This is a genomic window from Christiangramia gaetbulicola (genome assembly GCF_003054225.1).
In the GTDB taxonomy this organism is placed as follows: domain Bacteria; phylum Bacteroidota; class Bacteroidia; order Flavobacteriales; family Flavobacteriaceae; genus Christiangramia; species Christiangramia gaetbulicola.
This window is the reverse complement of the sequence record NZ_QBKQ01000001.1, coordinates 1-11,623: the sequence shown is the minus strand read 5'-3', so window position 1 is coordinate 11,623 and position 11,623 is coordinate 1. Positions and strand designations below refer to the sequence as shown.

Here is an 11,623-nt window from a genome sequence, read left to right as displayed (position 1 = left end):
ATTTGAAAATCCTCGACTGGTACATACTTAAAAGGTATTTAGGAACCTTTACAATGATGCTGGTTCTCTTTATACCGATTGGTATTACCGTGAACCTTGCTGAAAAGATCGATAAGATCCTGGATAATGAAGTTCCCTTCATTGAAGTAGCTAATTATTATCTGGATTTTACAATCTATTTTGCAAACCTTCTTTTCCCCATTTTCCTTTTTTTATCAGTGATCTGGTTTACGTCTAAGCTGGCGATGAATACAGAGATCGTTGCTATTTTAAGTAGTGGAGTTTCATTTTATAGATTTTTAAGGCCATATCTGATTGGTGCAACCATAGTATGTATTGGTGCACTGATCCTGGCTATGTATTTGGCTCCAAAGGCGAGCAAGGGCTTCAATGAATTTAAATATCAGTATCTCAAAAGAGGCGAACAAACCCAGGAAACCAGTGATGTTTACAGACAGATCAACGATAATGAGTATATCTACGCAAGTCACTTTCAACCAAAAACAAGGTCTGCCAGGAATTTTACTTTGGAGCATTTTGAAGGAAATGAGCTAAAGTTTAAATTAAGCGCTTCAAATTTAAGATATAGTGAGGAAGACAGTCTTTATAAATTGACCCGTGTTGATAAAAGGATCATTGGGAAAGAAGAAGACAGTATTATGTATATGAGAACCCTTGACACCATTCTTCCCTTTGAATTCGATGAGCTTACTCCTGAATCTTATATAGCCGAAACTCTGAACTATACCGAGCTTAATGATTTTATAGAAAAGGAAAGCCGGAGAGGATCTGGAAATATCAACAGATACCTGGTGGTGGCCTATAAAAGGTGGAGTATCCCGATCTCCGCATTTATTTTAACCATTATCGCAGTAGCCGTAGCTTCTTTTAAAAGAAGAGGAGGGATGGGAGTGAATCTGGCTGTAGGTATTTCTCTAGCTTTTATCTTTATTTTCTTTGATAAGGTTTTCGGGACCATGGCAGAACAATCTACTTTTTCACCTCTAATTGCTGTTTGGTTTCCTAATATCGTTTTTGGAGTACTGGCGGTTATTTTGCTATTCCGCGCCAAACGCTAGCTAAGAAATTCTATTCAAAATTTAAGCTTCAACGGGGATTTCTATCCTTTCAAAGTTGTTATATTTGTATGTTATAAAAAATAATTACCATAACCAATATGGAATATTTAGAATTCGAACAACCCATCAAAGAACTTGAAGAGCAATATGCAAAAGCTTGCAATATTGGAGCAGAAAGTGAAGTTGATGTTACCGCTACCTGTAAGCAGATTGAGAAAAAACTTGTAGAGAAGAAGAAAGAGATCTATAAGAATTTAACGCCATGGCAGCGCGTTCAATTATCAAGACATCCTAACAGACCTTATACTTTAGATTACATTAATGCCATTTGTGGAGATACCTTTCTGGAGCTTCATGGAGATCGCAATGTAAAGGATGATAAGGCGATGATTGGTGGACTTGGAAAGATCGACGATCAGAGTTTTATGTTTGTGGGTCAGCAAAAGGGATATAATACCAAGACCAGGCAGTACCGAAATTTCGGGATGGCAAATCCTGAAGGCTATAGAAAAGCCTTGAGACTTATGAAGTCTGCGGAAAAGTTTGGTGTACCGGTAGTTTGTTTTGTTGATACTCCGGGAGCATATCCAGGTCTTGAAGCAGAGGAAAGAGGACAGGGTGAGGCGATTGCCCGGAATATTCTTGAAATGACCAGGCTCAAAGTGCCAATCATCGTAGTGATCATTGGAGAAGGAGCCAGTGGTGGAGCTTTAGGAATAGGAGTGGGAGATAAAGTATTGATGCTGGAAAATACCTGGTATTCTGTGATCTCTCCAGAGTCGTGTTCATCGATCCTTTGGAGAAGCTGGGAGTATAAGGAAATTGCTGCGGAAGCTTTAAAACTTACTTCTATAGATATGAAAAAGCAGAAACTCATAGATGAGATTGTCAAAGAACCTTTAGGAGGAGCTCATAGCAATAGGGAGGAGATTTTTAATACGGTAAAAACTTCAATTACCCAAGCTTATTCTGAGTTCAAAAACTTATCACCAGAAGATCTGGTAGAAAAGAGGATGGATAAATATTTAGACATGGGAGTGTTTAAAGGATAAGTTCTTTGTTTATATAACATCATTAAAAAATCCGGGGAATTGCTTCCGGATTTTTTTATCTTATTAACAGAAAAATTTACTTTTCAACATGCAAATTGTTCATTACCTGTTAAGTAACTAGGGGCAATTTCTTTAAGATTGTCTTAACAAATTAATTACTTTAGTTCTATGGAAAAAACCACCTCCCCCCAAAATATTACATATAAAAAAACTAATGTTGTTAGTCTGGAAAAAGGAAAAGTTCCGCCGCAAGCCGTTGATTTAGAAGAGGTAGTGCTTGGAGCTATGATGATCGATAAAAAAGGTGTAGATGAAATTATCGATATTTTACATCCAGAGGCTTTTTATAAAAATTCGCATAAGTTAATATACGGAGCAATTAAAAAGCTTTTCGATAGCTCAGAGGCAATTGACTTATTAACCGTTTCAAATCAATTAAAAAAGGACGGTGTTTTTGATAAAGCAGGCGGGGATTATTACTTGATTCAACTTACACAGAAGGTTTCGAGTTCGGCGCACATTGAATTTCATGCTCGTATCATTCTTCAAAAATATATTCAACGAAGTCTGATCAAAATTTCAAATGAGATCATTGAAGAAGCGTTCGACGAAGGAGCCGATGTTTTTGATCTATTGGATAATGCGGAAGCAAAACTCTATGAGGTAACCCAGGGGAACATTAAACGTTCTACTGAAACTGCCCAGAGTTTGGTTATCCAGGCAAAGAAGAAGATCCAGGAAATTTCTAATAAAGAAGGTTTAAGCGGGGTGCCTTCAGGATTTGACAAGCTGGATGAACTTACTTCAGGTTGGCAGCCTTCAGATTTAATTATTGTGGCTGCACGTCCAGGTATGGGTAAAACCGCCCTTACCCTTTCTATGGCTCGAAATATAGCAGTAGACCAGGGTATACCGGTTGCCTTTTTCTCACTGGAGATGTCCTCGGTGCAGTTGATCACTCGTTTGATCTCTTCTGAAACAGGCCTGTCTTCTGAAAAATTGAGAACAGGTAAACTGGAGCAACATGAATGGGAGCAATTGAACGTAAAGGTGAAAGACCTTGAAAAAGCGCCATTGTTTATTGATGATACGCCATCACTTTCAATTTTCGACCTTCGTGCGAAAGCCCGTCGACTGGCCTCACAACATGGGATACGAATGATCGTTATAGATTACCTTCAGTTAATGACCGCGGGAGGAAGCCAAAAAGGTGGAGGAAACAGGGAACAGGAAATTTCTACGATTTCCAGAAACCTGAAAGCTCTTGCAAAAGAATTGAATGTACCAGTAATCGCTCTTTCACAGTTATCGCGTGCGGTAGAAACTCGTGGAGGAAGTAAAAGACCGCTTCTTTCTGACCTTAGGGAATCTGGAGCGATCGAGCAGGATGCCGATATTGTATCTTTTATTTACAGACCGGAATATTATAAGATAGAGGAGTGGGATGATGAGGAAAGAACTCCAACTGCGGGACAGGGGGAATTTATTGTAGCGAAGCACCGTAACGGTGGTTTGGAAAATATTAGGCTGAAATTCATTGGAGAACTCGGTAAATTTGATAATTTAGAAGACTTTAGTTTTCCATCTGAAATTCCTTCGAGCATGAACAGTGGCGATGGAGATAGTGATTTTGGAAACTTCAATTTACCAAACCCAAGTGCCGATGAGGCCTTTGGAAGTTCAATGAACAGCAATTTTGATGATGATGATAATGACGTTCCGTTCTAAAAAGAATAAGCTGAGTTCAGCTAAAGGAACTTCTATGATTAAAATATTAAGCAGTAAAGTATCGAAAGTTACTTTGCTGCTTTCTTTTTTTATACTCTTTAGTTTTCAAATGTCTGCCTCTAAAATTCTTATTCCTATGGACGCAGATACCCAGAGTAACCACCTTAAGGCTTATGGAATTGTATATTATTCACTGGAAAATCAGCTGAGCGTCAATTGGCTTTTGAATTACCGGGGTGGTTCTTTTCTTATAGCCGATTCAGAAAAATTAAGGAAAGAATGCCAGATTCGCGGAGTAGATTTTGAACTGATCAGTGATAATATGGCGGTGTCTATCCTTGAAGAGATCAGCAGCCCTACTAAAAATATGGAATCTGTGGCTTTAGAAAAGGCGCCCAAGATCGCAGTTTACAGTCCAACGGGTAACAAGCCTTGGGATGATGCTGTAACCATGGCGCTTACTTATGCGGAGATCCCGTATAAAACTATATATGACAAGGAAGTTTTAAACGATGCTTTGCTCTTATATGACTGGTTGCATCTCCATCACGAAGATTTTACCGGGCAATACGGTAAGTTTTACCGAGCTTTCAGGACAGCTCCCTGGTACATTCAGGAGAAGAAAGAGGCAGAAGAATTAGCATCAGAGCTAGGATATTCTAAGGTTTCTGATGAAAAACTTGCTGTCGCTTTAAAGATAAGGGACTATGTGATTGGCGGTGGTTTTATGTTCGCCATGTGCAGCGCAACAGATAGTTTTGATATAGCTCTAGCTGCAGAAGGGGTTGATATTGTGGAAGCGATGTTTGATGGTGATCCAAGTGAACCCGGTTACCAGGCCAAAATAGATTTCAATAATACCTTCGCTTTTACCAATTTCGAACTGGAGAGAAATCCTATGGTTTATGAATTCTCCAGTATAGATATGACCGCTAAAAGGCAGATCCAGAAAGAGACAGATTATTTTAGCCTGATGGATTATTCAGCAAAATGGGACGTTGTTCCTACAATGCTTACTCAAAATCATACCAGGCTGGTCAAGGGTTTTATGGGACAAACCACGAGTTATGATCCAGATACCGTAAAACCTGGTGTTTTGATCATGGGCGAAAGTAAGCTTAATGGCGAAGCAAGGTATATCCATGGAGTAAAAGGAAAAGGCTTCTTTACCTTTTATGGTGGTCATGACCCTGAAGATTATCAGCATCGGGTAGGAGATCCAAAGACAGAACTGGAGCTTCATCCAAATTCCCCGGGCTACAGATTGATACTAAACAATGTTCTGTTCCCGGCAGCCAAGAAGAAGGAGCAAAAGACCTAAATTTAATTTTATGGAAATTTATCAGACAGAATTGAGATTGAAACCGCGTAGCCGCGGTTTTCATTTGATCACTGATGAAATAGTGGATCACTTTTCCGAAATTGAAGAAATAGAATTTGGGATCCTGAATGTATTTATAAAACATACCTCGGCGGGTCTGGCGATTAATGAAAATGCAGATGCGACGGTACGAGAAGATTTTGAAAGTCATTTCAATAAAATGGTGCCCGAGGATCAACCATATTATAGACATACCCTGGAGGGATCTGATGACATGCCCGCTCATATTAAAAGCGCTTTAACCGGTGTCTCTCTACAGATTCCGATATCTAATGGCAAACTTAACCTGGGGACATGGCAGGGAATTTACCTTTGTGAACATAGAAATAATGGAGGCTCAAGGAAACTGGTGCTTACCGCGATGGGCGAGGAGTTTGCCTGAAAAATTATCTTAATTATCAAGAATGATGGGAGTGTTTTATAGTATAGATTTTTCACTGCCTCTTACCAACCCGGTATTAAAGTTCCTTATCATTCTTCTTATAATACTCGTAATTCCCGTACTCTTTAATAGATTAAGAGCGCCATCTATACTTGGTTTGATCCTGGCGGGAGCTGTTATTGGTCCTTTTGGCTTAAATCTTATCGAAAGGGATAGTGGTATCATTCTTTCCGGTACTGCAGGATTGCTCTATATCATGTTCCTGGCCGGGCTTGAGGTTGATATGGGTGACTTCAAGAAAAATAAGGGAAAAAGTATCGTATTCGGACTCTACACTTTCAGTATTCCTATGCTCTTCGGAATACTTGGTGGATATTATATTCTGAATTTTTCGATTCTAAGCTCCGTACTTCTTGCTAGTATGTTCGCCTCTCACACTCTCATTGCCTATCCTATCATCAGAAAACTTGGAATTGCCCGCAACATTGCAGTAAATATCACCGTGGGTGGTACTATCATAACAGATACCCTGGCACTTTTAGTATTGGCTGTCATTGTAGGAATGACCAAAGGTGAAGTTGGTTCCTTATTCTGGCTCAAATTGACCTTTTCTGTTCTGGTATTTGGATTCACCGTACTTTTTGTATTTCCTATTGTTGGAAGGTGGTTCTTTAGAAAAATTGAAGACAACGTAGCTCAGTATATTTTTGTCCTGGTCATGGTTTTCCTTGCGGCATTCCTGGCAGAGTTGGCCGGGGTTGAAGGAATTATTGGTGCTTTCTTAGCCGGGTTATCTCTGAACAGACTTATTCCTAGAAATTCGGCCCTTATGAACCGGGTAGAATTTGTAGGGAACGCCATTTTTATCCCATTCTTCCTGATAGGAATAGGGATGCTTATAAACTATAAGTTGTTTTTTGAAGATGAGGATACCCTGATTGTGGGCGGGGTAATGATCCTTATTGCGACTTCTTCGAAATATCTGGCGGCATACTTTACCCAGAGAACATTTAAATTTTCTAACAATGAAAGGCTGGTGATCTTTGGATTAAGTAATGCCCAGGCCGCTGCTACTTTGGCGGCCGTTTTAATAGGTTACAATGTAATATTGGGTCAGCAGGAAAATGGTGAGCCCATTAGACTGCTTAATGAAAGTGTATTAAACGGAACTATTTTAATGATCCTCTTTACTTGTACCTTGGCTACTATATCTGCTGCAAAAGGAGGTAAGGGAATTTTAATTTCTGAAGCGGGGAAGGATAGGTCAGACGAACCGGCCATGGCCGAGCGAATATTGATTTCGGTAAAGAACATTAATAATGTGGAAGAATTGATCAATCTGGCGATCCTCTTGAAGTCTGGCTCTAACACCGAATTATTTGCTTTAAATGTTCTGGATAATAAGAAAAATGACCTTCAGGACGAAAAGATGGCCCAGCAACTTTTAAGCAGGGCTTCTGAAATTGCGATCGCAAGCAATGATTATTTGTTTCCTGTTCTAAGATATGATTCAAATTTCAAGAATGGTATTCTTAGTGCCGTACGTGAAAATAGAATCACAGATATTTTACTGGGCCTGCATGTCAAGGAAAAATTGTCTGATTCCTTTCTTGGGGACTTAACTGAAGAAGTGCTTGCTAATATTCAGGCCAACACCTTTATATATAAATCCTACTTCCCTATAAATACAATTAAAAGACATCTGGTATTTCTACCGGAAGGAGTAGAGAATGATACTGGTTTCCCTACTTTATTGAATAAGATCTGGCAGTTAGGGAGAAATTCCGGAGCAAAGATTAATATTTATGGTACAGAGAGATGTCTGGAGATTTTGGAAAAAGTTCGAAAGGATTATACTCTCGAATCTGAGTTTTTCCCTGCGGGGAGTCAAAATGATATTCTGAAAACTCTGGAAACATCGAAAGAGGATGATAATGTAGTTATGGTTTTCAGAAGTAAGAAAGTTTCTTCCCGGGACTTTTTTCCGCGGAATATTAAAGAACAGCTTATAGAGACTTTGAATACGAAGAGTTTTATTCTTGCTTATATCTATAACGATAGTTCCCTGGAGAAAAGCAGCAGTAATCTTATGGATGCGTCGGTTATTGGCCCAGTTGAAAAGCTTGATGATTTATTCCGGCAAATATCAGGCTTGTTCAGGAAGACCGGAAAATAAAAAATCCCGCAAAAAGCGGGATTTTTTTATAAGAGAGTGTAATCGTTTTATTTTACTTTTTCTACAATTGCTTTAAAAGCCTCTGGGTTGTTCATCGCCAAATCGGCAAGAACCTTACGGTTCAATCCAATTTCACTGGCTTTAAGTTTCCCCATAAATTGAGAATAAGATAATCCTTCTTGTCTGGCAGCAGCGTTAATACGCATAATCCATAAAGAACGGAAGTTACGTTTCTTAGCTTTACGGTCTCTGTATGCATAAAGCATAGCTTTGTCAACCGCATTTTTAGCAACAGTCCAAACGTTTTTACGACGTCCGAAATAACCTTTTGCTTGCTTTAAAACTTTTTTTCTACGTGCCCTTTTGGCAACTGAGTTTACTGATCTTGGCATATTTTACATTTTTTTGTAGCAGGCGGTCGAAAATCGACACTTTTAAAATTTTTAAATTTTGCCCAACTCCATGGTTAAATAAATTAATTAAACCTCAAGAGCTTCAAATTACTTTAAACGTAATTGAAGTTTGACATTGTCCTTATCTGCATCATGCACCAAAGTACTGTGAGTTAAGGCTAGCTTACGTTTCTTAGACTTCTTTGTTAAGATGTGACTCTTAAACGCGTGCTTTCTTTTAATCTTACCTGTACCTGTTAGCTTGAAACGCTTCTTGGCACTGGATTTAGTTTTCATTTTAGGCATTGCTGTCCTTTTTTATAATTAACTCTCTTATTCTATTTATTTCGATTTCTTAGTTGGAGATAAAAACATGGTCATACGTTTTCCTTCCAACTTCGGCATTTGTTCAACTTTACCGTATTCTTCAAGATCCTGTGCAAGTCTTAAAAGAAGGATCTCTCCTTTATCTTTAAAAACTATAGAACGACCTTTAAAGAATACAAAAGCCTTAAGCTTTGCACCGTCTTTCAAAAACTTTTCAGCATTTCGTTTTTTGAATTCGTAATCATGATCGTCTGTATTAGGACCAAATCGAATTTCTTTAACAACCACTTTACTGGCTTTGGCTTTCATGGCTTTTTCACGTTTCTTTTGTTCGTAAAGAAACTTTTTATAGTCCATGACCTTAACCACAGGTGGTTTGGCATTTGGAGAAATTTCTACCAGGTCAAGCTCCTGTTCTTGTGCAATAGCAAGGGCTTTCCTGATTGGATATACATCCATTTCCACATTATCACCAACAAGGCGTACCTCGTCTGCTTTAATTTTCTCGTTGATTCGGTGTTGTTCTTCTTTTTGTCTTCCGAATCTGTTCGGTTTTTTTCTACGTATAGCTATGGCTTGTAATTTTAATTAAACTTCAGTTTTAAAAGGCTTTAAGGTACTATTGATTTCTGAATTAATCAAATTTGCAAAGTCTTCAATCTTCATCGTGCCCAAATCACCTTCGCTATGTTTACGTACAGAAATCGTACCATCATTGGCTTCCTGCTCCCCAACAATAAGCATATAAGGGAATTTGTTAACTTCTGCTTCCCTGATTTTCTTACCTATTGTCTCGCTTCTGTTGTCAACAAGGGCGCGAATTTCGTTATTTTCAAGCAAAGTTAAAACTTTTTGTGAGTATTTTTCATATTTCTCACTGAGCGAGAGAATAATAGCCTGTTCCGGCATTAACCAAAGCGGGAAGTTTCCACCAGTATGCTCAAGTAAGATGGCAATAAAGCGTTCCATACTTCCAAAAGGAGCTCTGTGGATCATAACAGGGCGGTGTGACTCATTGTCACTTCCTTTATATGTCAGGTCAAAGCGCTCCGGTAAATTATAATCTACCTGTATGGTTCCAAGTTGCCAGCTTCTACCCAAGGCATCTTTGACCATAAAGTCTAATTTTGGTCCGTAGAAAGCTGCCTCCCCGGTTTCAACTACGTAGTTAAGTCCTTTTTCTTTAGCGGCATTAATAATGGCGCTTTCTGCTTTTTCCCAAACATCATCAGAGCCAATATATTTTTCCTTGTTTTCAGGATCTCTCAAAGATACCTGTGCAGTAAAATCTTCAAATCCTAAAGAAGAGAATACGTATAAGGTAAGGTCAATTACTTTTTTGAACTCCTCATCCAGTTGTTCCGGCATACAGAAGATATGCGCATCATCCTGGGTAAAACCTCTCACCCTTGTTAATCCGTGTAATTCTCCACTTTGCTCATATCTATAAACAGTGCCGAATTCTGCAAATCTCTTCGGAAGATCACGGTAACTCCATGAAGATGCATTGTACATTTCGCAATGGTGCGGGCAGTTCATCGGTTTCAGCATAAATTCCTCTCCTTCGTTAGGAGTGGTAATAGGCTGAAAACTGTCTTCACCATATTTTGCATAATGGCCAGAAGTCACATATAGTTCTTTACTACCAATATGTGGGCTCACCACCATTTCGTATCCGGCTTTCTTCTGTGCCTTCTTCAGGAAGTTCTCCAGTCTTTCTCTTAAAGCAGCTCCTTTAGGTAGCCATAAAGGTAATCCCTGACCAACTTTTTGTGAAAAGGTGAATAATTCAAGCTCTTTTCCCAGTTTTCTATGGTCGCGTTTTTTTGCTTCTTCTAGAAGCTCTAAATATTCTTTTAATTCTTTTTGCTTCGGAAAAGAAATTCCATAGACTCTTGTTAGCTGCGGATTCTTCTCGTCACCTCTCCAGTATGCTCCGGCAACGCTCATTAATTTAACTGCCTTAATGATCCCGGTATTAGGAATATGGCCTCCACGACATAGGTCGGTAAAGGTATCGTGATCACAGAAAGTGATATCTCCGTCTTCAAGGTTTTCAATAAGTTCCACCTTGAACTGATTGTTCTCATTTTTATAAAAATCAAGAGCTTCCTGCTTGCTAACTTCTCTCATCTGGAAATCATGTTTCCCACGAGCGATCTCCAGCATTCTTTCTTCGATCTTTTTGAAGTCGTTTTCAGAGATCTTTTGATCACCGAAATCTATATCATAATAAAAGCCTCTTTCGATGGCTGGTCCTATAGTAAGTTTAGCACCGGGATAAAGATCCTGGATCGCCTGGGCCATAACGTGAGAAGTAGAATGCCAGAAAGCTTTCTTCCCTTCTTCGTTGCTCCAGGTGAATAAAACAAGATTGCCATCGGTATTTAATGGTGTGGAAACTTCCACCGTTTCATCATTAAATTTAGCTGAAATGACGTTTCTGGCTAAGCCTTCACTAATACTTTTGGCTACCTCCATTGGAGTGGTGCCTTTTTCAAACTCTTTAATACTTCCGTCTGGCAGAGTAATCTTGATCATTATATTCATTTTTTGCGAAGCCACAAAGATAAGGTGTTGGATTTGGTTGCACAATACATATATGTATATAGGTGACTTTATTATTATATAAGGTATACCTTATTATATAGTAGTTCATTTTTTGAAGCCATGTGGCTTACTGAATAGGGTTTTTACTTTTATTCTACTTGAAATAATTGATGGGCAGTGGGTTAGAGGTTAACTGTTGTTTTTTCTTAAAAAAACTTAAAATAATGTTTGGTTAGAAGAAAGAAGTTGGTGTATATTTGCAGCCGCTTTGAGAGCAAGGCGTACGTTCACTGAAAGTACTGATGATGGGGGATAGCGATGAGATCGGCCTTCAAAAATTAAATAAAAAAAGATTGTTTTTTATTTGGTTGGAGAAGAAAAGTCGTTCTATATTTGCACCCGCTTTAAAAACGAAGCGATCGTTCATTAAGGGTACGTGGTATAAGGGATAGGCAGAAGAGGCTCCTTTAAAAACCGGATAAAAAAAAGTTCATTTTTATTTGGTTGGAGAAGAAAAGTCGTTTTATATTTGCACCCGCTTTGAGAGTAAGCGATG

10 protein-coding genes are annotated in these 11,623 nt (G+C 38.7%); 6 read left to right on the top strand and 4 right to left on the bottom strand.

Features of this window, described 5'->3' with window-relative positions; genetic code table 11:
• The first annotated feature begins 2 nt into the window (after positions 1 to 2).
• The 6 genes from C8P64_RS00050 (at position 3) to C8P64_RS00025 (ending at position 7,798) form a co-directional block, all read left to right on the top strand.
• The gene (locus C8P64_RS00050; RefSeq protein WP_108170021.1) at positions 3 to 1,079 is read left to right on the top strand and encodes an LptF/LptG family permease; all 1,077 of its coding nucleotides are present in this window, start codon (positions 3 to 5) and stop codon (positions 1,077 to 1,079) included.
• Positions 1,080 to 1,177: 98 nt separating this feature from the next.
• On the top strand, positions 1,178 to 2,131 hold the full coding sequence (locus tag C8P64_RS00045) for an acetyl-CoA carboxylase carboxyltransferase subunit alpha (protein ID WP_108170020.1): 954 nt from the start codon (positions 1,178 to 1,180) through the stop codon (positions 2,129 to 2,131).
• Positions 2,132 to 2,299: 168 nt separating this feature from the next.
• Positions 2,300 to 3,859 (top strand): replicative DNA helicase, encoded by a 1,560-nt coding sequence (gene dnaB / locus C8P64_RS00040; RefSeq protein WP_108170019.1) that lies wholly within the window; start codon positions 2,300 to 2,302, stop codon positions 3,857 to 3,859.
• Positions 3,860 to 3,893: 34 nt separating this feature from the next.
• Positions 3,894 to 5,180, top strand: coding sequence for an asparagine synthetase B (locus C8P64_RS00035; protein WP_108171224.1), 1,287 nt, complete (start codon positions 3,894 to 3,896; stop codon positions 5,178 to 5,180).
• 10 nt (positions 5,181 to 5,190) lie between these two features.
• Positions 5,191 to 5,622, top strand: a complete 432-nt coding sequence (locus tag C8P64_RS00030; protein ID WP_108170018.1) for a secondary thiamine-phosphate synthase enzyme YjbQ — start codon at positions 5,191 to 5,193, stop codon at positions 5,620 to 5,622.
• Between the two features lie 22 nt (positions 5,623 to 5,644).
• On the top strand, positions 5,645 to 7,798 hold the full coding sequence (locus C8P64_RS00025; protein WP_245889630.1) for a cation:proton antiporter: 2,154 nt from the start codon (positions 5,645 to 5,647) through the stop codon (positions 7,796 to 7,798).
• A 47-nt stretch (positions 7,799 to 7,845) separates the two neighbouring features.
• Here the strand turns inward: C8P64_RS00025 and rplT are convergent, their stop codons facing one another.
• The 4 genes from rplT to thrS form a co-directional block, all read right to left on the bottom strand.
• Positions 7,846 to 8,190 (bottom strand): 50S ribosomal protein L20, encoded by a 345-nt coding sequence (gene rplT / locus C8P64_RS00020; protein ID WP_108170017.1) that lies wholly within the window; start codon positions 8,188 to 8,190, stop codon positions 7,846 to 7,848.
• A gap of 108 nt (positions 8,191 to 8,298) precedes the next feature.
• Positions 8,299 to 8,496 carry a 50S ribosomal protein L35 gene (rpmI, locus tag C8P64_RS00015; RefSeq protein ID WP_011708523.1) on the bottom strand — a complete coding sequence of 66 codons (198 nt, stop codon included), beginning with the start codon at positions 8,494 to 8,496 and terminating at the stop codon, positions 8,299 to 8,301.
• Between the two features lie 36 nt (positions 8,497 to 8,532).
• A complete protein-coding gene (infC, locus tag C8P64_RS00010) occupies positions 8,533 to 9,084 on the bottom strand; it encodes a translation initiation factor IF-3 (protein WP_257710846.1) in 552 nt (183 codons plus the stop codon).
• Positions 9,085 to 9,105: 21 nt separating this feature from the next.
• Complete coding sequence (gene thrS, locus C8P64_RS00005) at positions 9,106 to 11,058, bottom strand: threonine--tRNA ligase (RefSeq protein ID WP_108170015.1); 1,953 nt, start codon at positions 11,056 to 11,058, stop codon at positions 9,106 to 9,108.
• Between the last annotated feature and the right edge of the window lie 565 nt (positions 11,059 to 11,623).

What these genes read in the sequence shown, in the direction of transcription:
- thrS (WP_108170015.1), bottom strand. Translation starts at nt 11,058, where the DNA reads ATGATCAAGATTACTCTGCCAGACGGAAGTATTAAAGAGTTTGAAAAA.
- dnaB (WP_108170019.1), top strand. Translation starts at nt 2,300, where the DNA reads ATGGAAAAAACCACCTCCCCCCAAAATATTACATATAAAAAAACTAAT.
- rplT (WP_108170017.1), bottom strand. Translation starts at nt 8,190, where the DNA reads ATGCCAAGATCAGTAAACTCAGTTGCCAAAAGGGCACGTAGAAAAAAA.
- C8P64_RS00030 (WP_108170018.1), top strand. Translation starts at nt 5,191, where the DNA reads ATGGAAATTTATCAGACAGAATTGAGATTGAAACCGCGTAGCCGCGGT.
- C8P64_RS00025 (WP_245889630.1), top strand. Translation starts at nt 5,645, where the DNA reads ATGATGGGAGTGTTTTATAGTATAGATTTTTCACTGCCTCTTACCAAC.
- C8P64_RS00035 (WP_108171224.1), top strand. Translation starts at nt 3,894, where the DNA reads ATGATTAAAATATTAAGCAGTAAAGTATCGAAAGTTACTTTGCTGCTT.
- C8P64_RS00045 (WP_108170020.1), top strand. Translation starts at nt 1,178, where the DNA reads ATGGAATATTTAGAATTCGAACAACCCATCAAAGAACTTGAAGAGCAA.
- rpmI (WP_011708523.1), bottom strand. Translation starts at nt 8,496, where the DNA reads ATGCCTAAAATGAAAACTAAATCCAGTGCCAAGAAGCGTTTCAAGCTA.